The 25,139-nt window shown below is 35.5% G+C and carries 24 protein-coding genes and 1 tRNA gene; 9 read left to right on the top strand and 16 right to left on the bottom strand.

The annotated features are described in order from the left end of the window. Positions 1–66: 66 nt before the first annotated feature. Positions 67–140, top strand: a tRNA-Asn gene (locus ACZ1AQ_RS08125). 616 nt (positions 141–756) lie between these two features. Here ACZ1AQ_RS08125 and ACZ1AQ_RS08120 read toward each other — a convergent pair. The 3 genes from ACZ1AQ_RS08120 to ACZ1AQ_RS08110 form a co-directional block, all read right to left on the bottom strand. Next, positions 757–1,365 (bottom strand): nucleotidyl transferase AbiEii/AbiGii toxin family protein, encoded by a 609-nt coding sequence (locus ACZ1AQ_RS08120; protein WP_489632422.1) that lies wholly within the window; start codon positions 1,363–1,365, stop codon positions 757–759. Further along, on the bottom strand, positions 1,320–1,625 hold the full coding sequence (locus ACZ1AQ_RS08115) for a DUF6922 domain-containing protein (RefSeq protein ID WP_489632421.1): 306 nt from the start codon (positions 1,623–1,625) through the stop codon (positions 1,320–1,322). Before ACZ1AQ_RS08115 ends, ACZ1AQ_RS08120 begins: the two co-directional genes overlap by 46 nt. A 134-nt stretch (positions 1,626–1,759) precedes the next feature. Further along, positions 1,760–3,883 carry a Tex family protein gene (locus tag ACZ1AQ_RS08110; RefSeq protein WP_489632420.1) on the bottom strand — a complete coding sequence of 708 codons (2,124 nt, stop codon included), beginning with the start codon at positions 3,881–3,883 and terminating at the stop codon, positions 1,760–1,762. Between the two features lie 55 nt (positions 3,884–3,938). Between ACZ1AQ_RS08110 and ACZ1AQ_RS08105 the strand changes: the two genes are divergently transcribed. Then, positions 3,939–4,217, top strand: a complete 279-nt coding sequence (locus tag ACZ1AQ_RS08105) for a DUF1294 domain-containing protein (protein WP_489632472.1) — start codon at positions 3,939–3,941, stop codon at positions 4,215–4,217. A gap of 117 nt (positions 4,218–4,334) precedes the next feature. Here the strand turns inward: ACZ1AQ_RS08105 and trpS are convergent, their stop codons facing one another. After that, positions 4,335–5,315 (bottom strand): tryptophan--tRNA ligase, encoded by a 981-nt coding sequence (gene trpS, locus ACZ1AQ_RS08100; protein ID WP_489632419.1) that lies wholly within the window; start codon positions 5,313–5,315, stop codon positions 4,335–4,337. Positions 5,316–5,576: 261 nt separating this feature from the next. Between trpS and ACZ1AQ_RS08095 the strand changes: the two genes are divergently transcribed. Further along, positions 5,577–8,231, top strand: coding sequence for an MGH1-like glycoside hydrolase domain-containing protein (locus ACZ1AQ_RS08095; RefSeq protein WP_489632418.1), 2,655 nt, complete (start codon positions 5,577–5,579; stop codon positions 8,229–8,231). Positions 8,232–8,372: 141 nt separating this feature from the next. Here ACZ1AQ_RS08095 and ACZ1AQ_RS08090 read toward each other — a convergent pair whose 3' ends face one another. From ACZ1AQ_RS08090 to ACZ1AQ_RS08040, 11 genes are all read right to left on the bottom strand, one after another. Continuing rightward, the gene (locus tag ACZ1AQ_RS08090) at positions 8,373–9,215 is read right to left on the bottom strand and encodes a site-2 protease family protein (protein WP_489632417.1); all 843 of its coding nucleotides are present in this window, start codon (positions 9,213–9,215) and stop codon (positions 8,373–8,375) included. Between the two features lie 96 nt (positions 9,216–9,311). Beyond that, complete coding sequence (locus ACZ1AQ_RS08085; RefSeq protein ID WP_489632416.1) at positions 9,312–9,707, bottom strand: Dabb family protein; 396 nt, start codon at positions 9,705–9,707, stop codon at positions 9,312–9,314. Between the two features lie 75 nt (positions 9,708–9,782). Next, a complete protein-coding gene (locus ACZ1AQ_RS08080) occupies positions 9,783–10,805 on the bottom strand; it encodes a hypothetical protein (protein ID WP_489632415.1) in 1,023 nt (340 codons plus the stop codon). Beyond that, positions 10,783–12,411, bottom strand: a complete 1,629-nt coding sequence (locus ACZ1AQ_RS08075; protein WP_489632414.1) for an NAD(P)/FAD-dependent oxidoreductase — start codon at positions 12,409–12,411, stop codon at positions 10,783–10,785. The genes ACZ1AQ_RS08080 and ACZ1AQ_RS08075 overlap by 23 nt, the downstream gene beginning before the upstream one ends. After that, positions 12,386–13,906, bottom strand: a complete 1,521-nt coding sequence (locus ACZ1AQ_RS08070; RefSeq protein ID WP_489632413.1) for a polyamine aminopropyltransferase — start codon at positions 13,904–13,906, stop codon at positions 12,386–12,388. Before ACZ1AQ_RS08070 ends, ACZ1AQ_RS08075 begins: the two co-directional genes overlap by 26 nt. Continuing rightward, entirely contained in the window at positions 13,899–14,114 is a 216-nt protein-coding gene (locus ACZ1AQ_RS08065) for a DUF350 domain-containing protein (RefSeq protein ID WP_463338522.1), read from the bottom strand. Before ACZ1AQ_RS08065 ends, ACZ1AQ_RS08070 begins: the two co-directional genes overlap by 8 nt. A gap of 14 nt (positions 14,115–14,128) precedes the next feature. Then, positions 14,129–14,308: a hypothetical protein gene (locus ACZ1AQ_RS08060; RefSeq protein WP_489632412.1), complete on the bottom strand. Its 180-nt coding sequence runs from the start codon at positions 14,306–14,308 to the stop codon at positions 14,129–14,131. A 16-nt stretch (positions 14,309–14,324) separates the two neighbouring features. After that, positions 14,325–15,521, bottom strand: a complete 1,197-nt coding sequence (locus tag ACZ1AQ_RS08055) for a DUF4178 domain-containing protein (RefSeq protein ID WP_489632411.1) — start codon at positions 15,519–15,521, stop codon at positions 14,325–14,327. 3 nt (positions 15,522–15,524) lie between these two features. Then, positions 15,525–15,887 (bottom strand): S-adenosylmethionine decarboxylase family protein, encoded by a 363-nt coding sequence (locus ACZ1AQ_RS08050; protein WP_489632410.1) that lies wholly within the window; start codon positions 15,885–15,887, stop codon positions 15,525–15,527. A 179-nt stretch (positions 15,888–16,066) separates the two neighbouring features. After that, positions 16,067–16,984: a hypothetical protein gene (locus ACZ1AQ_RS08045; RefSeq protein ID WP_489632409.1), complete on the bottom strand. Its 918-nt coding sequence runs from the start codon at positions 16,982–16,984 to the stop codon at positions 16,067–16,069. A 124-nt stretch (positions 16,985–17,108) separates the two neighbouring features. Next, on the bottom strand, positions 17,109–18,485 hold the full coding sequence (locus tag ACZ1AQ_RS08040; protein ID WP_489632408.1) for an alpha/beta hydrolase family protein: 1,377 nt from the start codon (positions 18,483–18,485) through the stop codon (positions 17,109–17,111). A gap of 167 nt (positions 18,486–18,652) precedes the next feature. Here ACZ1AQ_RS08040 and ACZ1AQ_RS08035 point away from each other — a divergent pair, with 167 nt between their 5' ends. After that, positions 18,653–19,066: a hypothetical protein gene (locus ACZ1AQ_RS08035; RefSeq protein WP_489632407.1), complete on the top strand. Its 414-nt coding sequence runs from the start codon at positions 18,653–18,655 to the stop codon at positions 19,064–19,066. Between the two features lie 20 nt (positions 19,067–19,086). Beyond that, entirely contained in the window at positions 19,087–19,794 is a 708-nt protein-coding gene (locus tag ACZ1AQ_RS08030; RefSeq protein ID WP_489632406.1) for a PPC domain-containing protein, read from the top strand. Between the two features lie 112 nt (positions 19,795–19,906). Here ACZ1AQ_RS08030 and ACZ1AQ_RS08025 read toward each other — a convergent pair whose 3' ends face one another. Beyond that, entirely contained in the window at positions 19,907–20,086 is a 180-nt protein-coding gene (locus tag ACZ1AQ_RS08025) for a Sec-independent protein translocase subunit TatA/TatB (protein WP_489632405.1), read from the bottom strand. Between the two features lie 259 nt (positions 20,087–20,345). Between ACZ1AQ_RS08025 and ACZ1AQ_RS08020 the strand changes: the two genes are divergently transcribed. The 4 genes from ACZ1AQ_RS08020 to ACZ1AQ_RS08005 all read left to right on the top strand — a co-directional run bounded on the left by ACZ1AQ_RS08020 (position 20,346) and on the right by ACZ1AQ_RS08005 (position 25,114). Continuing rightward, entirely contained in the window at positions 20,346–20,804 is a 459-nt protein-coding gene (locus ACZ1AQ_RS08020; RefSeq protein WP_489632404.1) for a peptidase, read from the top strand. A gap of 37 nt (positions 20,805–20,841) precedes the next feature. After that, positions 20,842–22,329, top strand: coding sequence for a GH3 auxin-responsive promoter family protein (locus tag ACZ1AQ_RS08015; RefSeq protein ID WP_489632403.1), 1,488 nt, complete (start codon positions 20,842–20,844; stop codon positions 22,327–22,329). 113 nt (positions 22,330–22,442) lie between these two features. Next, positions 22,443–24,122, top strand: a complete 1,680-nt coding sequence (locus tag ACZ1AQ_RS08010; RefSeq protein ID WP_489632402.1) for a DUF6909 family protein — start codon at positions 22,443–22,445, stop codon at positions 24,120–24,122. A gap of 8 nt (positions 24,123–24,130) precedes the next feature. Beyond that, the gene (locus tag ACZ1AQ_RS08005) at positions 24,131–25,114 is read left to right on the top strand and encodes a hypothetical protein (protein ID WP_489632401.1); all 984 of its coding nucleotides are present in this window, start codon (positions 24,131–24,133) and stop codon (positions 25,112–25,114) included. The last annotated feature ends 25 nt before the right edge of the window (positions 25,115–25,139 follow it).

The following is a 25,139-nucleotide window of genomic DNA, read 5'->3' as shown; positions in this document are numbered from 1 at the left end:
AGACAAACAAACAATGTCAGTCAAAGCCACAGAAAACGTTCCTACTACGCATTATAATACACAGTTTCCTCCTTAGCTCAGTTGGTTAGAGCATCTGACTGTTAATCAGAGGGTCCTTGGTTCGAGCCCAAGAGGGGGAGCTTAAAAGCCTGACAGTGATGTCGGGCTTTTTTTATGGAATAAACTTTTTGGACTTGGTTCGAGTCCGCCGCGGCGGAGGAGCTTAAAAGCCTGACAGCAATGTCGGGCTTTTTTTATGGTCTTAATTGAATCCATAAAATTCAAGGATTTACTAGAGTTTTGAGCTGAAATCCCCAATGGCTCCAGCATTAGGTATTCAGGGCGCTAGTGTGAGCGTCTCGCTCGTACCCACAAGCCTAATCAATTTGTATTTCTATTTTAGAAAAAAAATTACAAGTTTTTCAAGGTTAAAGTTTGTTTTGGTGTTCAGCTTTATAGGCACGAGCCTGAGGCATCGCGCTAGCCACTGTAGATAGTTCTGCTCGGACCGGCTGGGGTGGTTATAAGCCCAAAAAAGCCCGACAAGAAACATTGCCGGGCTTTGTTTTTTTTATACCTCTTGATTGAAAGATTTGAGAAACTCCCTAGAATTTGCCCTTCAATTGCGCACAGGTTGACCTCTTGGAATTTGGAATTTAGTTTTTGAGATTTTATTTAAATAACCATCGTCAACTGAATGCGTTTTCTGTCTTCATCGACTTCGACTACTTTTACTTGCAGATGTTGGTGGAGTTGCTACAATTTCAATACTTCTTCGATTATTTTTTGTTTGCAGGTTTCCCAATTAAAGTCTTTAAACATTTTAGGTTGCAACTGAATATCTGCATCCTCAAAATAAGCTAAACTTTTTTGTACCATAAAAACAGATCCATCAGGGTATTTTTGAGTATAAAAGGAAAATATTTCTTTTAATGAAAACTCTTCAAGTAAAAAAAATAAATCAATAAAATCTTTTTTTGAGCCTCTTCCTGCTATAGCATTTAACTTCATTGCAGCAATGTCTCTGGTTGACAGCATTCTAATATTTTCAACTAATAAAGCATTCGTTAATAATGGATATTTGTAATTCACAAAATCAACTTTAATATTATTAATCTTTGTAATTAATACATTTTTGGTACTTTGCGTTACAACAACTTCTCCAAAACTTTTTAATGTATCGATAAATAAATCAACTTTAATTTCTGAATTGCCAAACAAATCTACGTCAATAGAATTTCGATGTCCTATTTGTAAAGCCAATGCGGTGCCGCCCACTAAATTGAAATCTGAAAACAGATTTTCATTCATAATTCCTTTTAAGAGTTCCAGTAGGTCGGGTACAACTGTCTGTGTTTGTAACATCTGAATTCAGTTTTATCTATATTAAATAGGGCTGACAAATAAGAAAGTGTAACTGCATCTAAGCTTCTGATTTTGATAGAAATATCTTTTATTTGATCTAATCCATACAAATCTTTTATTAAATTCCAATCACTTATTAAGCCATATTCTAAAACCTTTTGAACTAAATGGGCTTTGTGAATTTGTAGATCAAATCCATCCAAATCCACGTCCCAAAAAAGATGGGGCGAAAAGTCGTCTATGGTGATTTCTTTCTTCATAAAACAAAGATAATAAATTTTAAATTTCAAAGGTTTAAATACAGAATTACAGTTTCAAACCCTAGAATTTGCCCTTAAATTGCGCTTAGGTTGACCTCTTGGAATTTGGAATTTAGTTTTTTGAGATTTCCTATTTAAATAATCATTGTCAACTGAATGCGTTTACGGTCTTCATCGACTTCGACTACTTTTACTTGCACATGTTGGTGGAGTTTAACCACTTCGTTGACATCGCTTACGAAACCCGCTTTGAGTTGGGAAATGTGTACCAAACCGCTTTCTTTGATTCCGATGTCGACAAAACAACCAAAATTGGTAATGTTGTTCACGATTCCGGGTAAAATCATCCCAGTTTTTAAATCTTTGATGGATTTGACATTCGGGTCGAATTCAAAGATTTTGGCCGATTTTCTTGGGTCCAATCCTGGTTTTTCGAGCTCTTTGAGGATGTCTTTGATACCCAAAATCCCAATTTCGGGCGTTACGTAGTTTTCGGGTTTGATGAGCGCAATTTTTTCTTTGTTGGCAATCAAATCGTTCACAGAAATTTTTAAATCTTTGGCCATTTTTTCTACGACTGTATAGGCTTCGGGATGCACCGCCGAATTGTCTAGCGGATTTTTTCCTTCTTTTATTCTAATGAAAGCGGCTCCTTGTTGAAAGGCTTTTTCGCCCAAACGCGGAACTTTTTTGAGTTGTTTTCTGTCCTCAAATGGACCATTTTCAGAGCGATAGGCGACAATATTTTCGGCTAGTTTTTCTCCAATACCACTCACATAACTTAACAAATGTTTGCTGGCCGTATTGATGTTAATCCCCACCGAATTCACACAACGAATTACCGTTGCATCCAATTCTTCTTTGAGTTTGGTTTGGTCCACATCGTGTTGGTATTGTCCTACACCAATGGCTTTTGGGTCGATTTTGACCAATTCGGCCAAAGGATCCGACAAGCGACGTCCGATAGACACCGAACCACGAACCGTTACGTCGTAGTTTGGGAATTCTTCACGAGCAATTTTGGAAGCCGAATAGACCGAAGCCCCCGCTTCTGATACAACAAAAACTTGTACAGGCTTATCGAAAGCGATTTTCTTGATGAAGAATTCGGTTTCTCTCGAAGCAGTTCCGTTGCCTATAGATATGGCGTCAATTTTATAAGAATTAACCATTGAACGAATTTTTTTTATCGCCATAGCTTCTTCATTTTGAGGGGCGTGCGGATAGATGGTTTCGTTGTACAACAAGTCGCCTTTTTCGTCCAAACACACCACTTTACAACCCGAACGGAATCCGGGGTCGATGGCTAAAATTCGTTTTTCGCCCAATGGAGGAGCCAATAACAATTGCCCTAAATTATTCGCAAAAACCTGAATAGAATTGGCATCGGCTTTGGCTTTGGCTTCTTGCAAGGTTTCATTGGCAATGGTAGGCTGGAGCAATCTTTTATAGGAATCCTCTATGGCCAATTGTACGTGCGCGGTACTTGGGCATTGACCTTTCAACACCAATTCGTCGATAAGGTCGTAGGCTTCGTCAAGATCAACTTCGACTTTGAATTTGATGAACCCTTCATTTTCGGCACGTAGCATCGCTAAGAGACGGTGCGAAGGCGCTTTGGTCAACGGTTCAGACCAATCGAAATATTGCGAAAATTTTTGCGCATCGGCTTCGTCTTTTTTCGTTTTGACTACTTTGGTGGTGATGGTCGCTTTGCGTTCGTACAAACGGCGCAATTGCTTACGAACGTAAATATTTTCGTTAATCCATTCGGCAATGATTTCTCTGGCGCCTTGTAAAGCTACTTCTTCATTGACAACAGCATCGTTCAAGTATTGCGTAGCCAAGAAATCGACATCGTCATTTTTTTGTGCCATTATAATTTTGGCCAAAGGTTCTAGTCCGTTTTCACGAGCCACATCGGCTTTGGTTCTTTTTTTCTTTTTGTACGGCAAATACAAATCCTCCAACTCTTGTAGGTCAAAACTTTGTTGGATTTTTTTATCCAATTCGGGAGTCAAGGCGTTTTGCTCTTCGATGGATTTTACGATGGCTTCTTTTCGTTTCAGGATGGCCTCGTACTCTTTTTGGAGTTTGGCAATTTGTTCGATTTGTGTTTCATCCAGATTGCCTGTTTTGTCTTTTCGGTAACGCGAAATAAACGGAATCGTACAATCTTCTTGTAATAATTGAACGGTGTTTTGAATATTGATGGCTGCGGTAGCTACCTTTTGGGCGATGAATTGTAGGTTGGTCATTTTTTGAATTTTTCGGACAGCTAAAATAATATCTTTGGAGCGTATATGTATCGCAATGGATATTTTATTGTATTTTTTTTTGATTCTGAACGTCATCGGTTTTCTGTTGACTGTTTTTGATAAACAGCAAGCAAAAAGTCATAAACAAAGAATCCCCGAAACAACACTTTTAACCTTCGTGTTCTTCGGAGGAACTGTTGGTAGTGGATTAGCGATGCTTTTGTTCCGACATAAAACAAGGAAAACCAGATATCTTTTAAAATTTTGGTTGATAATGATATTGCAAATTTTGGCAACAATTAGCTGGTTTTATTTTAAAACAGTATCGCTTTAATTTAAATTCGCAACAAACATACATTCGAATAGGAAGCTTTTCCCATTTCCAAAATGAAACAAAAAAAGGAATATCCCAATCGGAATATTCCTTTTCATAATTTATTCGTAGTAACGTTTACTGTAACGACTCGAAACCTAATTTCAAGCGTACGCGATCCAAAACGCCATTGGCGATGGTTGCTGCTTTTTCGGCACCTTGTTTCAATAAGGCGTCTACTTCTGTTAGGTTATTGATGTAATAATTGTAACGTTCTCTTTCGGTTTTGAATTTTTCTACAATCAGTTCAAACAAGGCTTGTTTGGCGTGACCATAACCATAATTTCCTCCCAAATAATTGGCTCTCATCGTGGCAATTTGATCTTCATTGGCCAACAATTTATAAATAGCAAAAGCGTTACAAGTATCAGGATTTTTTGGATCTTCTAACGGAGTACTATCGGTTTCGATGCTCATAATTTGCTTGCGCAACGCTTTGTCGTCTAAGAAAATGTTGATCACATTATTGGCTGATTTACTCATTTTTCCGCCATTGGTACCAGGAATCAACATACTGTCTTCTTGGATTTTGGCTTCGGGTAACACAAAGGTTTCTCCCATTTGGTGATTGAAACGAGAAGCGACATCACGAGTAATTTCGAGGTGTTGCAACTGGTCTTTTCCTACGGGTACAAATTCGGCGTCATACAATAAAATGTCCGCGGCCATCAACATTGGATACGAAAACAACCCAGCATTTACATCGTCTAAACGATCGGATTTGTCTTTGAACGAATGCGCCAAAGTCAAACGTTGAAAAGGAAAAAAACAGCTCAGATACCAAGACAATTCTGCCGTTTGAGGTACATCGGATTGGCGATAAAAAATAACTTTATTGACGTCTAGTCCACACGCCAACCAAGCTGCTGCAGTACTGTAAGTATTGTTTCTTAAGGTTTCGCCATTTTTGATTTGTGTAATCGAATGCAAATCGGCGATAAAAAGGAATGATTCATTTTTTGGATCATTCGATAATGCAATTGCAGGTATAATTGCGCCTAATAAATTGCCTAAATGCGGAGTACCTGTACTCTGTACTCCCGTTAAAATCTTTGCCATTGTTTAAATTTCTGAATGACAAAGGTCGCAAAGTTTGCCCGCTTTCCCATCATTTTTGGCTAAAATTTTATGGGTATAGTACTCAAAAGGCTTTGTTTTTTTCTCAGAAAACCTTTTCAAAAGACTATAATTTAGAGATTTAGTATTTTACACTTCGAAAAAAAATCAATAGGAAAGAATTGATTATGGATTTTTACGGATTTTTTTCCTTTTTTTCAACGCTATTTCTATAAATTGCAAAAGACAAAAACAAATAGAGCTATGACAGAGATAGACGCTGAGAGAGCCCGATTACTCGAAAGAAAAGATAACAAAGGCTGGAAAAAATGGGGTCCCTATTTAACCGAAAGACAATGGGGAACTGTTAGAGAAGACTATTCTGCCAATGGAGATGCTTGGAATAGCATTACTCACGATATGGCGCGTTCCAAAGCGTATCGATGGGGAGAAGAAGGCATAGGTGGCATTTCAGACAATAAACAACACATTTGTTTCGCTTTGGCATTTTGGAACCATCACGACAAAATTCTTAAGGAACGTTTTTTTGGTCTTACCGGAAACGAATCCAACCACGGAGAAGACGTCAAAGAAATTTATTATTACCAAGATGCTACGCCAACACATTCTTACCAAAAAATGCTTTACAAGTATCCACAGGCGGCATTTCCTTATGAAAAATTAGTCAAAGAATCTAAAAAGCGCAATCGTCAGCAACCAGAGTATGAACTTTTGGATACGGGCATTTTTGATAAAGACGCGTATTTTGACATTAGCATTGAATATGCCAAAGCCGATCAGCAAGATATTTTGATTCAAATTACTATCGAAAATCAATCGGATGTGGCTGCACCTATAACGGTTTTACCTACTGTTTGGTTCCGAAATACTTGGTGCTGGGGCTATGATAATTACAAGCACAAGCCTTCTTTGGTGGGCAATGGAAAATCAGTAATCGAAGTCAATCATCGATTAGTTGGTCATTATACGTTGTATGCAGAAAATGCAGATGAACTGCTTTTTTGTGAAAACGAAACCAATTTTCAACGCTTATACCATTCGGAAAATTTAACCAAGTATACCAAAGACGGAATCAATGATTATATCATTAATAAGAAAAAAGATGCTGTAAATCCCAATAAAATAGGAACTAAAGCTTCTGCTAAATACGAACAACTCATTCCTGCCAAAGGGAAAAAAGTAATCCGATTGCGTTTTACCAATCAAACGCCAAGAGCTCCTTTTGAAGATTTTGATGCTATTTATGCGCAACGACTGAAGGAAGCCGATTTGTTTTATGATAGTTTGCAAAAAAACATCAAAGAGCAACATTTGAAATCGGTACAGCGTCAAGCTTATGCTGGGATGTTGTGGACCAAACAATGGTATTACTACAATGTTTATGAATGGATTAAAGGCGATCCTTCGATGCCGAAACCTGATCCTAATAGAAGTAAAGGAAGAAATAGTTCTTGGAAACATTTGTACACTTCCAATATTTTGTCAATGCCCGATAAATGGGAATATCCTTGGTTTGCCGCTTGGGATTTAGCCTTTCATACTTTGCCTTTGGCACGATTGGATCCCGATTTTGCCAAACGTCAATTATCGGTTATTTTGAGAGAATATTACATGCATCCTAATGGACAAATTCCTGCCTATGAGTGGTCGTTTTCGGATGTGAATCCTCCAGTACACGCTTGGGCAACCTGGAAAGTATATGAAATTGACAAAGAAATGAATGGAGGTAAAGGCGACCGCGTTTTCTTGGAACGCATTTTCCATAAACTACTGCTCAATTTCACTTGGTGGGTGAACCTGAAAGATGAGGGAGGAAACAATATTTTTGGAGGCGGATTCCTTGGAATGGATAATATTGGGGTTTTTGATCGTTCGGCAGCTTTACCAACGGGCGGTCATTTAGAACAAGCCGATGGAACGGGTTGGATGGCAATGTATAGTCTAAATATGTTGCGAATTGCTTGCGAAATTGCGATTGAAAATCCGGTGTATCAAGATATGGCTTCTAAGTTTTTTGAGCACTTTTTGCATATCGCTGGTGCTATGCAAGCCATTGGTGGGGATAAATTGAATCTTTGGGATGAAGACGATCAGTTTTATTATGATATGTTGCATAAAGAAAATGGCGAAGCCGAATTGCTCAAAGTGCGCTCGATGGTTGGATTGATTCCGCTTTTTGCTGTTGAAGTTTTAACCCCAGAATTATTAGATCAGTTGCCAGATTTCAAACGTAGGGTAGAATGGGTTATTTCAAACCGACCAGATTTGGCCGCTTTAGTTTCTAGTTGGTACAATCCCGGAAAAGGAGAGAGTAAGTTATTATCTATTCTTCGTGGGCATAGAATGAAGATGATTATGAAACGTATGTTCGATGAATCGGAGTTTTTGTCTGATTTTGGTGTTCGTTCGTTGTCTAAATTTCATAAAGAACATCCCTATCGATTTACCTATGATGGCGGAACCGTTCAAGTAGATTATACACCTGCCGAAGCTACAGGAGATATGTTTGGAGGAAATTCCAATTGGCGTGGCCCAATTTGGTTTCCAATGAACTATTTGATTTTGGACTCACTCGAGAAATTCTGTAACTATTACGGAAACGACTACAAAGTAGAATTTCCAACGCATTCAGGAGTAATGATGAATATAAAAGATGCAGCTGATGGCGTGGCGAATCGTTTACTCTCACTTTTTGTCCCTAATAAAGAGCAATTTATACCGATGTATGGACCTTATGAAAAGTTTCAAAAAGACCCCAACTTCAACTCGAATCATTTGTTTTTTGAATATTTTGATGGCGATACCGGAAAAGGATTGGGCGCCAATCATCAAACAGGATGGACGGGACTTATTGCCGAAATCATTCATCAATTGAATAACGATTCGGAACAAGTTTAAATGTAGAGTACTATTTTCCTTCGAGATAGTACTCTTTTTTTTTCCTTTTAAAATTCTGACGCTCGGAATAAACGAACGCAGATTCCGAATCAATCCTTTACCTTGAATTTAAAATAAGATGATAGACACTTTGGTTGAGCTCTAATCAATAGCGAGACTTTTCCATATCCCTTTTGGAATTAGTGTTTGATAATTCAGTAAGTTGTTTTTAAGTAAAGTGGCTTTTTCAGTGTTTTGATGGTCTTTGTAGTAGGCGTATTCAAAGAAGAAACCCCAAAATTGAACCACAGGTTCGGTATCTGTTTGGATTAATTGAAGTTTATTGATTTCCAAATTTTTGGCATTTTGGTCTAAAAGCATTTGGAAAGATGCTTGTAAAAGGGCTAATTCTATTTCGCCAACTTTACCTTTGTTTAACAAACGCTGCAATCTTTTTCTATCCGTAAAAAAAAGACCAGATTTTGATGGAATGGTAGTAGCAAAAAAAAGTGCAATTGAAATGAGGCCAACTATACCATTGAAACCATTCCAAGCGGAATCAAAGTAATAAAAAAGAAAAAGAAAAACACCACCAAAGAGCAATGAAAACAAGGGTCCGGCACCCAAAATTCTTGCAAATTGTATCTTTAAATTACCCTCTAAGTTTACTGGTGAAGTAGCAGAAATACCACCAAAGTATTGCATTTCTTTGTTAAAAAATAATCTTACTCGCTGGTTTTCTCTTTTCAAACCAAAGAAAGCCACGACAAATAATTGTAATTGGTGTTTTTGAAGAAGTCCTGCTGTTAAATGTCCTAATTCGTGCAAAGCAATGGCAAAAAACGGACCTACTAAAAGTGAAACAAAAAAAGCAAAAGTCTCAAAATCGCCTTTGGGATAGAATTTCAATAGGAGTTCTTTGGGTATTAAATGCAAAAAAGTAAACATTGCAACACCACCAATTACCATCCCTAGTAATGATTCGATTATCATTTTTTTATTCATAACAGCACTGTTTTAGTTGTTGTTTGATTCGTTTTTTAGTTAGTATTTATTTGAGTCAAACGTTACAACTAGGTTATGAAAAAGGGAGTTGGTACTTTACACATCAATAGCGTCATAAACCACAACTTTTTGCCAGAGATGCGAATACTTTTTGACGAAGTCTTGATGAATTGGGTGATCTTGATACGTTTTTTGCCCTTTTTCATCTTCAAAGAAAAGTAGTTCTGAAACATGCCAAGAGGTATCTACCACTTCGCGTTTTTCGGTCGAGGCCAAAAGTCCCACGTGAATTTGTTTCACAGTCGGAATAGCTGCTAAGGTTTTGAGTCCTTCGATGAGTTGTTCTTTATCAGCTGTATCATTGGGATTTTTTAGCCAAAAAAACACATGATGCAATAAAGACTTTGCTTGTTTTGGGCTGGTGTTCATTGCCAATCCTACACTTGCCACACCGGCCAAAGCAGTTGATGCGATAAATCGTCTACGTTTCATTTCTTCTGATTTAAAAGTATATAGAACGTAAATATCGAAATAAATAAAAGTAAATATGAAAATCTAGTGGAATTTTTATGTGGTAGATTTGTTTTTCTTCCAAATAAATCCATCCAAGAGATAATGAGTAAATTGTGGTACGGTTAGTAAGGGTACAATTAAGAAATACCAATTTGAAAAATCTTCTGTTGTACCTGACAATTGTTCCTTCCAAACTAAAATTTCCCAAAGATATTCTTCGGAAAAAGCAATCAAAAGCAAAACGAATAAGAAGAGTAAAAGTCCTTTAAAATGTTTGAAATAGTATAACCAATGCAATTCTTTGGATGTTTTTTTATCGATTTCATTGAGATAAATAAGCGCTATGTACGGAATGCCGTGAGAAACGACATTAAGCAAAGTAAAAATCAAATCGTTGTTAAAATAGACGATTCCAAAAAACCAAGACAAAATAGTTCCTAGCAGTATTGCATTTTTTGGAATATTGATATAATTATTCTTAACGCCAAAATAACTTGTTCGGACTACATAAAAAAGAAGTACACAACCGTAAATCCAGCTTAAAACCATAATTAAGAAAGGACTTTCGAAATGCAAGAATTCGTTTTCAACAAACCAATTAAATTCTCTTGGCGATGATAAAAACCAATACAACATAGGGTAAATTGTGGCGGTATAAATTACCAGATTGTCTACCCAAGCCCATTTTTTAGATTCCTTTCGTGCATATAAACGCATAAAGCCATATTGCTGTCTGATGAAATGAAAAACAGCTATATATGCCATTACAGACCAAAAGACTTTACTCCCAAAAGAAAACAAAATGATTCCAATTAAAAAGCATATAATAGGCAAACCGATTAGTAATTTTTTTCTTTTTTGAAATTCGCTTGCAACAAAATAGGTTTTAAATAAAGTAGCATAAACGTGTGCAACATCGATAAAAACAATTAGAAAGAGCCAAGTGTAAAAAGAATACTTAGTTTCTATTTGTTGCAATTGTTTTTGAAATAGAAATACAATACTAACCACCAAAAAGGAAGGTGATAAGATAAATATACTATCTGTTTTGGCTTTATGAATCCAAGGTTGTTGCATTGAGCATTGTATTTACTGCGTTAATTCCTTGATGAAAGGCTTCTTCAAAAATAGAGATACCTGATAAATCACTATGAGCAAAAAACAGCGTATTGTCGATAGGTTTTGCAGCTTCTTTTTTGGTATCACTAAAAATAAAATTAGGAACAGGACTAATCATTCCGTGACCTAATAAATGAACTTCGATGCTTTCAGTTAGGGATTCAATATTGGGATGGGCTATTTTTAAATCATCAAAAACCATTTGTTTCCAATATTCTGTGGTCTTTTTATACATTTCTCGGCGTGTTTTTTTCAAATCGGCACTAGAGAAACTGTAATAATAAGTGATTACTTTTTTATCCTGTAGTTGTTGAAGGGATTGATGTTGGTCGTAGACATATCCCAAACCTTTTGAACCATAAATTACATTATCCCAACACAAAGGAAAGCTCCCGTTATCGTTTATATCAGACACAACTAAAGTAGCCAAAAGCCAAGGAGTATAATGAAAATGTGAAGCCAAATCTTTTCGATCTTTCAACAGGTATTGATTTACAAACTGAGGCGTTGCAAGTATAATTTTTTTCGCGGTTATTGCGATGGTAGTTTTGGTTTCATTATCAAAAATTTTAGCAACTGCTTTATGGGTATCATTTTCAATTTCGAAAACCAAATGGTTTTTTAATGATTTTCCTTTTACATATTTTTTCAGGTGATTGGCTAATCTTGAGTTTCCTTCAGGCCAAGTGAGCACCGAATCTTGATGATCTTCTGATGCATTTTGTTTTCTTGCGGCAAAATAATGAATACCTGCATAAGCAGAAACGTAGGCTATTCCTAATCCGAAATCATCTTTGCAACAATAATCAATATAATCAAAAAGAGGTTTTGCTGTAAAATTTTGGCTCTCAAACCATTGTTGCATAGTCATAGCATCTAGTGCTTTTACTTCTTTACTTTGGGAGGATTCTGCAAGAGGTATCGTGAACCAATACTTTCCCTTTTCATCTTTTTGTTGTCTAAAACCATCCATTACTTTGAAAAATCGGACGAATTCTTGATCTTCAGCGGCAGTATTTCCTTCCTTTGGAACGACACCTTCTTGCCAATTATTTCTATAGAACAAACGTTCTTCGGGAGCCAAAGTGAGTTGGGTTTCTTCGAATTTTGGAAACCCTTTGGAATCATAACCTAAGATGATTTTTTCTTCTTCTAAAAATTGCAATAAGGCTTTGTCCTCTAAATTTGGTAAGGGCAAATAATGAGCGCCCAATGGATATTTAGAATACTGGTTCTCGCCATTGGATGAATTGCCGCCTAAATGATCTTCTAATTCGACCATTAAAAAATCAGTAATTCCTTTTTTTGTGAGTTGTCTGGCTGCGCTCAATCCAGAAATTCCACCACCCACAATCAAATAAGGAACGGTAATTTCTTTTGATGGTTTAGGAAAATTTTTTACTCTAAGACGATGCCCCAAAATATGATTGGTTCCGGATAATCGAATCAAAAGAGTAACCACTTTTTCTTTACACGCCTCCAATAGAGGAATTGCGAGTAGCGAAGTGGTTATTATTTTGAGAAAGTTTCTTCTTGAATTATTGTAATTTTCCCCATTCTTCATCGAAATAGCGTACTAAAATTTGGTTATCTAATCGATTGATTTCGATGTCTTTTGAAATCATATCTTGAGAAAAATAATTGAACTTATCAAATTGATAATTATAAAAACGCAAAGCATCCACTTTTCGGTTTACAGTATTAAATGTAGTTCCAAAACCATTAATTGCGATGGTAAAACCCCATTCTCCAAACGATGGAACATACGCGTGATAAGCATCAATTTGTGGAAAAACTTGCATTACCGTTTTATTAATACACCAAAAGGATTTGGGTGCAAAATAAGGCGATGTGGTTTGAATAACGACCACAGCATCTTGGTTTAAAAGGTTTTGAATCGTAGCATAAAAATTAAGCGAATACAATTTTCCGAGACTGTAATTGGATGGATCTGGAAAATCGATAATCACAACATCAAATTTTTCTTGGCAATTTTTTGCCCAAATGTAGGCGTCTTTATTAAAAACAGTCACTTTAGGATCGTTGAGCGAATTAGCATTAAAACCGCTTAAGATGGTATTGGTTTTAAACATTTTGGTCATTCCTTCATCCAAATCTACAAGTGTTACTTTTTGCACCTCTTTGTATTTCAAGATTTCTCTAACGGCAAGTCCATCACCGCCGCCTAAAACCAGAACATTTGACACGCTTTTTGCCATTGATAATGCGGGATGCACCAGTGCTTCGTGGTAGCGGTATTCATCGGTCGAGCTAAACTGTAAGTTATTGTTGAGGTACAGACGGTAGTCACTTTTGTTGTGTGTTAAAACAATTCTTTGGTAAGGAGTAGTATTGGTATAAACAATGTTTTCACCATAGAGTTTCCCTTCTGAATAGGACAAAATTTTATCAGAGAATATAAAAACAGCTAATAAAATAACAAAGGAAAATATGGCTTTGCTTCGAACCAAATGTACTTTTTTCAACTCATTTTTGAGCAAGTAACATAAGGCAATTGCAATAGATACATTGATCATTCCGAAGAATAAGGAAGTACCCATAATGCCTAGTTTTGGCACTAAAACCAAGGGAAATAATATGGAAGCCAATAAAGCTCCAATGTAATCAAAAGTAAAAACGTTTGAGACTAAATCTTTAAATTCGACTTTGTCTTTTAGAATATTCATCAACAATGGAATTTCTAATCCTACCAAACAACCGGTTACAAAAACAAGGAAGTAAAGTATAAACTGAAAGGAATTAATACTTTCAAAAAGCAGGAACAAAACCACAGAGCTCAACCCTCCAATTAATCCAACCAAAATTTCAATTTCAACAAAAGTATTGAGCAGATTTTTGGTTAAAAATTTTGAGAAGTAGGAGCCAATTCCCATCGAAAAAAGGTAAACTCCAATGATAAACGAGAATTGTTTTACCGAATCACCCAATAAATAACTGGCCAAAGTACCCGCGACGAGTTCGTAAACTAATCCACAAGTAGCAATGGTGAATACGGCAAAAAGTAATAAATATTCAAATTTTAAAATCTTTTTACCCATGAATTGCGGCACTAATAATCATCGAAATCCCAATGATGAAGGCTCCAAAAACAATCGCCAAAGCCACATTATTATTTTTTGAAATTTGAGACCAAGTATTTTCAGGAGTCAATTTTTCGATGATAAAATAGGTGATTAATAAAATTGCAATTCCTATGATCGAAAAGACAATAGATGCTAAAACAGGTCTCATAGTTAAAATTTCCATAGTATTTTGTTTAGTTATTTGTGATAAAAATGATTTACTGAGCGATTGCCTTGTGCAGGGCGGTAGCTCTCTGTGGTTTCGCAATCGCATATGCTATTGCCTTGCCAATTGTAATACACAAAAAGCGCATAAAATAAAGCTCCTACGAGCAGTGCAATGAAGTTGGTTTGCACAAATTCTTTTACTTTTTCCATATTGTATTTAAAATGATTATTCCCATCTTTTTTCTTCAAATGACCGTTCTAAATAATAAATAGCAACGACAAATACGGTCATAAAAATATAAATCATCCAGACATTTCTTGTAGAAGGACTTGACCAACTCGCTTGAATTTGAACCGTTTGATTTTGGGTGTCTTCAGTTGCTTTCATAGGGGTAATGGCCAAATGGTATTTACCAGCAGCGACTCCACAAATATTAAATTCTTCGGAAGTATCGCCTTCCGTCCAATTTTCCCCATCGGTATAGCCATGATAGTATTCTATATCCTTGTTAGCATAAACTTCGTCACCATTTTTTTCATTGATTAATGCTACTTGCACATTTGCCCAAGAATTATCCACGTTAGAATATAATTGTATGGTCAATGGGGCAGAACTTCCTTTTAGTTCAAAAGAAGGGGTAATAAAATCTTTTTTAGCATATTCATCAAACGCAATGGAGGTATCGAGAACTTTTTGTTCGACACGATCTTTGTTAAGGAACCAATGCGTAATCAAAATTAAAAAAGCAATACCACAAAAAATAAGAGCTGTATTTCTAACATTTATAAGAAAGGGTTGCACTTGACCAATGCCTCTTTTTGATGGTAAAGAAGTAGTAGCGAAAGCTTTTTTTATCGCTCTAGTAGAAATATGTTTTCCTAATAAAGCTGTTTGTTGATGGCCAACTTTTTCAAAACTTAGTAAGAAGGGTGGATGAATATATTCTATAAGTTCAACATTTTTATAAATATCAAAATCGAAGAAACCTTTTGAGGCGACTAGCTTTGGATAATAATAATCGTAACGATCATAAGTGATTTCGTTATGTTCTACTGTTAAAGGATGATTGCCAACTTTGGTATCAAAAGTAATCTCGTTTAGAAGAATCCAATGCCCATCAGATTCAGAGAGGTATAAAAAGCTGCCATTTTTTGCTTGTAGAATGTACTCTCTCCACTCAAAGTCTTGGTGTGATTTGATCACTAATCCAGTTACTTGATAGTCAACATTATCAAATACGGCAGTTTTGCCAATCTCAAATGTATTCTCAAAGGAGTAGGGTTGAGACTTCATATAAAGCGAAAGACCTGCACCTTCTTTGTTTTTATAGACATAGTTACAAGCAGGGCAAGCAAAAACTTCAACTTCAAAATTTACCTCAAGAGTTGTAGTAGTATTACAATTAAAACAAGGGACAGTCATGTATTATCTATTAATTTCGAATTCCTTTAGAATTTTTGCTTCAAAGTAGCTGATATATTCTTGTGTAATGTCTTTTACTTTTTGTGTATTGTCTTGCAAATAGTTACATAAATATACATCCAAAGTCAATTGATTGAATTCAGGCCATGTATGAATGCAAATATGAGATTCTTTTAAACAAATGGCTATGGTGAAACTATTGTTTTCAAAAATATGTTCACTAATCCCCACTTTTTCTAGTTGATATTTTGCAATTAAATTTTTAGAAAAACGGATGAAATTTTCACTCGAGGTTAATTTAGTAAGATCTTGTACTTCGAGTGTTACAAGTTTATGTAAACCAGGGGAATAGTCGATTGCAGTCATTAACTAGGCACGGTTGAGGCTAAATTATAGTATATTTTTTACGAATATAGTATATTTAGTGTTCCAATAATACTTCCTGATAAAAACTTTTTCATTAAAAAAATCAAATCTATATGGTAAGATTTGATTTCATCTTGAAGGTAAGCTTCTTTTTGTTTTAGTCGAGACGGTATTCTATTTTACCATCTAAAATTGAGACTTGGTATAAAATTTAAAGTTTCGTTTGAAGCAAAAGGCGAAACATGTCCTTTGTCATGTTGCAAGTACACACGACCTTGAGCAGAGAATTTTTTGGTGAATTTGTAACTCAGTACACATTCAAAAGTATATCGGGGGTACAATCTTGTGATTACAGGAAAAGGACCATCTTCAGGTAATCCTCTAAATGGAGGTTTGAAAGGTTGTTGGTAGCTAAACATAAAATCAAAGTCAAGTTTTTTGTTCAAAATAGCATGCGAACTTAGGTATACTTGAGCCCTAACATTTTTTCGTATTACATTAAACTTGCTGTCCATTTCATATAAGTCTTTAATGTATTGTAAAAAAGCATCAGGTAGGGCCTGTATCGTTCTAATATCTTCATCGGTGAGCATTCGCCATCGCTGAAATTCATAAAAAAAACCAACTCCCGTATTGATTCGGAAATTTTTGGACCTTATCAACTTGATTGCTGCATTTGCACCCAGTTGTATGCGTTGCTTGAGCCCTTGATTTTCGTCATATTGATAAAAAGAGAAAAGTTCTGGTGCAATGACTTTTTCTTTCAAATGATTGTTTTCTAAAAGGGTATGATTGAATAAATGAACATTAACACTTGCATAAAATCGGTTGTTGCTACTCGCACTTCCGGTGTAAAAACTATTGTAGCGAAGGTTACTGCCAAAGGAATATAAATGTTGGCTGTCTGGATATAGCAACGAAACATCAGAATAAATAATTAAGTTTTTATCAGAATCTTTGGTATAGCTCATACTCAAAGAGGCGGTTCCTTTTATGATTTTGGATTGCAAAGAATCGAGCGTCGTTTTTCTAAAATTACGAAGTTGTGCTAGTAAAAAAGTTGGAATTAATAGCAATAAAAGCAGTTGACGATTCATATTGCAGAGCGTTTCGCTAAAAAGATTTTCTTAAAGTATTAAAATTACTAAAATTTACATTCTATTTCATTTCATAGAAAACAAAAACATCTAAACTCTTTAAACTACCTTTTTGGACTTTGTTTTAATTTTTTGATTCCCATTTCAAAATCCAGTCACTCATAGTATTGAGTACTTTTGGCGCAATGGTTTGCTCAATTGTAGCATATTCAGCTATGGTTCCTGTTTTTGCTTCTTGAAATAAGTGGTTGAGACCTTGAAGTTCCGTAATTGTTGCTTTTTTGTTGCCCGCTTTTTGAAGTGAAGCTTGTATTCCTGCCAAATTCTCTGCTGATTTTACTTGAACATCCAAAGTGCCATTGAGTGCTAATACCGGAATTTTTATTTTGGACCAATAGGTATCAGGATTGAATTTTAAGAAATAGACATACCAAGGATTCGTTATCGAGTTGGTTTGTTGGGATACAAATTCATCGATTTGTGATTCGGTTAACCCTTGATTTTGGGTTAGTTTTTTGAATTCTTGTTTGATATAGTCTTTAAAATCTGTTTTTAAGTTATGCCCTGTGTAGTTTATGATATAAGCATATACTTTTTCATTGAAAGCAGTGGTTGTCGCAATTTGGTTGGCATTGGCTCCTTCGGCTTTCATAATCGATTGGCTTTGTAAGAGCATCATTCGGTCAATAGGAATACCTGGGCCTGCCATTGAAATAACAAATTGTACTTTTTTGTTTTCATTGGCTACCATTGGAGCAATTAATCCCCCTTCACTATGACCAAGTATACCAATATTTTTATAGCCTTTGGAATAAAGAAAATCAACAGCGGAAGAGATGTCAGTGGCAAAATTGGCAGAAGTATCCTCTGGACTTCCTTTGCTAGATCCGCCAACGCCGCGATCGTCTAGTCGCAATACACCAATTCCTTTTTGGGCAAAATCATGAGCTATTACAGCAAAAGGGTGGTGGTCAAAAATTTCTGAATTTCTATCTTGTGCACCAGAACCTGTAATTAAAACGACTATTGGAAAGTCTTTTTTGTTTTTCGGTAATGTCAAAGTTCCTGCAAGGGTATTTTTATCTTTTGGATTCAAAAAAGTCACTTCTTCAATAGGATAATCAAAAGGCGGTTGCGGTTCTTGAGGACGATTGATTATTTTTCGGATTAAAACCAAAGGAAAGGAGGCGCCGTTTTGGAGAAAAGTTCCTTCAATAGTTGTACCGTTAAACAGACCACTATATTTCAAATTAAGATTTGGAGCACTTAGTTGCAATTCGTTGTTTATGTATGTAGTTTCTTTTACAGGAATTCCTTTGGCGCCTTGCATCGGACTATCAAGCGTAGTTAGAAACGAATTTCCGTTTTTTTGAATATTAAAAATCAAAGGTAAAGACCGCCCTTGAATACTAAGACTTCCCTCCCAAGCACCTTGAATATCTTGAGCAAAAATGGATTGAAAGCATAAAAAAAGAAAAAATAAAACGCTTTTTGTTTTCATGATTTTTGTGTTGTTAAGAAGTTCTAAAGTAAACCAATACAGCATAAAACGCAAATCATTTTATAGTAGTTAGATTTTTGAATTTATAATTATTTATTGACGAAGCATTAATTGTTAATCATTTTTTTAATAACTTTAGTTTGTAAAACAATTAAAATCAATATTTTATGAAATCAATTTTTAAACAAGTTTTAGTAATGGTATTATTTGTAGCAATGGTACCAATGGTTTCTTTTGCACAAAAAAAGGTAAGTGTGACTTTGCAACCAGACAGTCCCAAAAAAGTAATCAAAGGCACTTTTAAAGGCGACGCTTATATTGATTACACGGTTTATGTTGAAGAAGGACAAACTTTTAAAGTGACTTTTAAAGGAAGTACCAATTCATCTTCATTTAATTTGTTATCTCCAGATGAAAGCGCAGAGGCTTTGCATAGAGGAGAAATAGATGGGAATAACTTTTCTGGAACGATTTCTAAAAGTGGGATTTACACCATTAGGGTTTCTCAAATGAGAAGTGCCGCGAGAAAGGGAACGAGTGTGTCTTTTACGCTGACATTGAGTAATACTAGCCCAAAGTAAACAAAGTTTAATGCATAATTATGAAAGCACATTTTAATTTTTTCAAGATTTTTATTTTGATTTTTCCATACTTGACTTTTGCTCAAATCATCACCAAAAAAGTCTCGTTCCCTGTTGGTAAATCGTCAACAATAATTCAAGGAGTAATTTCTGGTGATCAAACGATTGATTACACTGTTGGGGCAAATCAAGGTCAAAAGTTAAATGTAACGTTGACTAATAAAAGCAATGATTCTTATTTTAATGTGCTACCTCCAGGTTCGCAAGGCGAAGCCATATTTATTGGTCAAAATGATGGGAACAAGTGTAGTATTGTTTTGCCTTCTACAGGGACTTATAAAATAAGAGTGTATCAAATGCGAAGTGCTGCCAGACGAGGTGAAAAAGCTAGTTATTCTTTGAGTGTTAGTATTCCAACTGGTTCAAAATCTGTTGATGCTAAGGTTTCGGGTACTAATTATCATGCTACAGGAGATTTGAGAGTGGCAATTGGTTCTACTTCGAAATCGGCTAAATTTGGTGTTATTAGATCAAATGGTGGAGCAGAGGTACACGCTACTTTGCCAGGCAAAAGCAAACGTATTTTTGTGTTTTCCCAAGGAGAATGGTCTTGTAAATCGGCTAATTGCAAATTAAATTTTGCAAAAATTAGCTCAGACGAATGGGAATTAATTGTAAACAACTCCGAAAAGTATTATATCCCTGATGCGGTAATCTTTGGTGGATAGTTTTTTGAACTAGTCAATTTGGCAAGCAAATAATAAATTAAAGCAAAAAAACCAAACCCTTTATCTATAGCAGTAAAGGGTTTGGATTTTTTTATTTTTAATTTTGAAAAGTTTATTCTTTTGTCTCTTCTTCTTTTTTAGAATTAGCAGGTTGGTCGTCTTTGGCTGCGTTTTTAAATTCTTTAATTCCGCTTCCTAAACCTTTCATTAATTCTGGAATTTTTTTACCTCCAAAAAGTAATAATACGATACCAACTATAACAAGGATTTCTGTAAGTCCTAATCTTCCCATGATTGTATTTTTTATTGCCGAAGCGAATTTGTATTAATTAATGCTGCAAATGTATACAGAATTCCTTAATCTGTTTTGATTTTAAAAGAATTATTTATTCTCATTAGCGTTAAATATATGATAAATTTCGTTTTACTGTCTCATATTTGCAGTAATGCTGCTTCAAGCAAACAAGCTTTAATCGTTATATTTGCCCCAATAAAAAGGAATTATGTTTAAAAATCGTTTGTTACCGAATCAGCTTAAGAAGGTCATATTCATGAAAAAACGGTTGATTCTGATTAATGAAGAAACCTTTGAAGAGTTGTTTTCATTCAAGCTGAGTCTTTTGAATGTTTTTGTTGCGGGTACCTTGGGGGCTATTGTTTTGATAACAATGACTACTGTATTTATAGCTTTCACTCCGTTGCGTGAGTATATTCCGGGATATGCTTCTACACAACTCAAAAAAGAAGCCATGATTTTAGCACTTAAATCCGATTCGTTAACTCAGGCACTTGAGAAAAATGACGCTTATCTTAAGGCGATACAAAAAGTACTTACGGGTAAGTTAGAGCATGTCACTTTTAATAAAGATTCTATTTTGGTACAAACTCAAACAACGATTTCTCCTGAGTTACTCAAAGCTTCTGAAGAAGAATTAAGATTAAGGAAAGAAGTCGCCGAAGAAGAAAAGAAAATCATGAATGAGGCTGTTTCCCGTAAAAATAAAAAGTAATTAACATAAAAAGCTATTCGTTTTAAATAAAAAGTAAATGTCAATAAAAGCAATTGCAGCAAAATTATTTGCAAAAAAAATAGTCAGAAAGACACAAGAATGGGCACAGCATCCCGTTGCCACTCAAGAAGCTGTTTTTAAAAAATTGATAAAAGAAGCCAAAAACACTCAATTTGGGAAAGACCATAATTTTGAACAAATACAATCGCATGCGGATTTTGTTCAAAACGTTCCCATCAGAGATTACGAAGGATTAAAACCCTATGTAGATCGTGTGGTAAATGGAGAAGAAAATGTGCTTTGGAAAGGTAAACCTATTTATTTTGCCAAAACTTCGGGAACCACTTCGGGAGCTAAATATATTCCTTTGACGAAGGAGTCTATGCCGACACATATTAAAGCTTCTAGAAACGCTATTTTGCATTACATTCATGAAACAGGTAATGCTGATTTTGTAGATGGAAAAATGATTTTTTTGCAAGGAAGTCCAATTTTAACCGAGAAAAACGGTATCAAATTAGGACGATTATCAGGCATAGCTGCTCATTTTGTTCCAGGGTATTTGCAAAAAAACAGAATGCCTTCTTGGGAAACCAACTGTATTGAAGATTGGGAAACCAAAGTCAATGCTATTGTAGAAGAGACCATAAAGGAAGACATGCGCGTGATTTCTGGAATTCCGTCTTGGGTACAAATGTATTTCGAAAAATTGCAACAAAAGGCGCAAAAGCCAGTTGGAGAATTGTTCCAAAACTTCAATTTATTCATTTATGGAGGCGTTAATTTTGAACCGTATCGCGCAAAATTCGAAAATTTAATAGGTCGAAAAGTAGATAGCATCGAACTTTTCCCTGCCTCAGAAGGTTTTTTTGCTTACCAAGATGCTCAAAAAGAGAAAGGAATGTTGCTGTTGTTGAACTCCGGAATTTTTTATGAGTTTATCAAAAGTGAGGAGTTTTTTACCGAGAATCCAAAGCGTTACACCATAGGCGAAGTCGAATTGGGCGTAAATTATGTACTGATTATTTCGACCAATGCGGGACTTTGGGGCTACAATATTGGCGATACCGTACAGTTTACTTCCTTGAAACCTTATCGCGTTATTGTTTCGGGTAGAATCAAGCATTACATTTCTGCTTTTGGGGAACACGTGATTGGCAAAGAAGTAGAAAGTGCGCTGCAAGAAGCGATTCAAGGCACTACTATTCGCATTAATGAATTTACTGTGGCGCCGCAAATCACACCAAAAGAGGGATTACCTTATCACGAATGGTTTATTGAATTTGAAAACGAACCAGAGGATGAGGTTGCTTTTGCCGAAGCGATTGACCAAGCCATGCGCAAGCAAAATATTTATTATGACGATTTGATTGTTGGAAATGTGTTGCGAAAAGTAGTGATCACCAAAGTCGCCAAAAACGGCTTCCAAGACTATATGAAATCCATCGGAAAATTAGGTGGACAAAATAAAATTCCGAGATTGAGTAATGATCGGAAAATAGCGGATGCGCTCCCCAATGCCTAGTGAGACAATCTTTATTTTTCGCTTAGTTAAGAAATGTTACCGTTTCATAATTTTGGTTTAATCCACTAAAAAAAACTTTTACTTACCTTTGAGAAGTACTAAAAACAAAGAAGATGAATACAACCAAACATATATCAAGATCTAGAGCGCAAGAATCTTCTGCGGCTATAGAAAAAATGTACATTACCATGCGCCATTTATTCAACCGTGGGTTTTATAAACCAATGGGGGTTTCAGGTGATACCTTACGGGAGTCTTTATTGGCTTTGCGACCAGAAATTTATGGTTCTATTGCCGATGAAAAAGTAGAATTGAACGGTTTATTGTACGTTATCGAACGACTTCCAGTAGGGATTGAAGAATGTCGATTTATTAATCTTACTTCGGATGAAGGGTATTCAAAATCGCATTTTCAGGCTATTGTTCCGCCAAAGCGAAGAAGAAATTGTTACCGAATTGACGAAGAACAAATGAATGTTGAAATCACTCGCGGACGTTCCGATATTTATGATATTTTGACGCATCTGACTTTCATTTTTATCGAATCCCATAAAATCAAAGACCGCGTTTTACTAGATGATACTGGCGAAGTTTCTAGAGATTGGTTAAAACTAGAAGCAGCGGTTAACCAAACGAAGAAGCTAACACAAATCGAAAAAGAAAAAGCGATTTCGCATGCGTCTAATGTTCTAGGTAGAACTTTTGAAGAAGTATTGGACATTTATGATGCTTTTGGTTCAGAGCATGCGCCGGATCGTTTTCTGCATGTTATTTATTGGTTAGGAAAATTAGCCATCGAGGAGGTGTTAGACAACAATAAGAGAACCATAACTTTTAGCCCTATTTTGAGAGAACGTCTAGGGCATCATATTCATGGTGAAATTTGGGCGAATAATATCAAAGAAGTTTTAAAATCTAAAGACTTATTAGAACGACCTATTCACGTTATTAGTGCTAACATGCACAGTGTGATGAATTCTATTTTTGCCACACCATTGCTCAAATCGAAGTTTAAGGATCAATCTGATTTTGTGATCTATGAAGAATTAAGTAAATCTGGCGCCAAAGAATTACGTAAACAAGTAGAAACGGTGGCTGAGAAAAACGGAATGGTTTTTTTACCAGATACTTCAGGAACCAATATTGATGTACAATTGTTTGATACCGCCAAAATTGATTGGTCCAAAACCGCTTTTCCCAAGGCACAAGTAGGAGACAAAGCACCTGTTTTGATTGTTATGGATTATGCTTTTGGCGAACAAGCTTATGAAACCATTGATGAATTATTAAAACCCTACAAAAAAGAGATCTTACTTAATGTGCAGTCGGTTTCAATTATGGGAAAAGCTGGAATTCTCGAAGGAGGCAAAGGCGATATTATGATTCCAAATGCGCATATTAACGAGGGAACAGCCGACAACTATTTCTTTGAAAACGAATTGACTGCCGAAATGTTCGAAGGCAATGATATCGCTGTTTTTGCAGGACCTATGGTAACCGTTTTGGGAACATCGCTTCAAAATAGAGACTTATTGAAGTTTTTCCACGAATCGACTTGGGGTGTGATAGGTTTAGAAATGGAAGGGTCTTATTACCAAAAAGCAATACAATCGGCCTCTAAAATCAGAAAGAGTGTACCAAAAGACATCAAAGTACGTTATGCTTACTATGCTTCTGATAATCCGCTCGAGACAGGAAGCACGTTGGCTTCAGGAGGTTTAGGAACTACTGGCGTAAAACCAACGTATTTGATTACGATTAAAATTTTAGAACAAATATTGAATACTCTTTAAATTAAGATATGAACACACCCTCGCATAGCGATTCAGAAATTGATGTATTTCAAATTACCACTAAAGTAAAAAATGGGTTTGAACGATTGAATACTTTGTTGTTCAATTGCATTCAGTTTTTTGTACACCAATGGAAAATAGTGGCAGCATTGCTTATTATTGGTTTTGGTTTAGGATTATTTTTAGACAAAAACAATAAATTGTATACCCATGAAATTACAGTGATTCCCAACTTTGGAAGTGTGGATTATTTGTATGCTAAAATCAATTTGATTCAATCTAAAATTAATGCTGGGGAGACTACTTTTTTGCAAAAAGAAGTAGGATTATCCAACCCTGAAGCGCTAAGAAAAATTGAAATTAAACCCATTGCCGATGTCTATAAATTTATTGAAGACAAAGAGCGAAATTTTGAATTGATTAAATTGATGGCCGAGGTTGGTGAAGTCAAAAAAGTATTAGAGGATAATATAACCAGTAAAAATTACACGTATCATACCATTTCTGTAGTGACCAATGGGTCTACAACCGAAAAAAAATTGATTGCACCATTGCTGAATTATCTCAATCAATCAGACTATTTTTCGACAATGCAAAAGGTAGGATTGGCAAATTTGAAACAAGATATTGCACAAAATGATACCATTATTCAACAAATTAATGGTGTTCTTAATGGGTTTTCGGCCAATGTAAAGAGTTCGTTAAAAAACGATAAGTTGATGTACTATAACGAAAACACACAACTCAATGATATAATTAAAACCAAGCAAGATTTGGTTTACCAACAAAGTAAAAACCGTTTGAAATTAATCAACTTTCAAAAAACAATCAAGGAGGTAACTTTCACTTTGAATAGTAATACTTCAATAGCCATAAATGGAAAGATGAAGTTGGTATTGCCAATCGCACTTTTGTTTTTATTTGTAGGTTTTCATTTGTTCGTCCGATTTTATCAAAAACAATTGGCTAAATCTAAAACGGTTGCTCTCTAAAAAATATTTTTTTTGCTAACAAGAC

This window comes from Flavobacterium sp. UM26 (assembly GCF_057922445.1).
The sequence above is the reverse complement of the archived record's forward strand: the minus strand, read 5'-3'. Positions and strand labels throughout refer to the sequence as shown.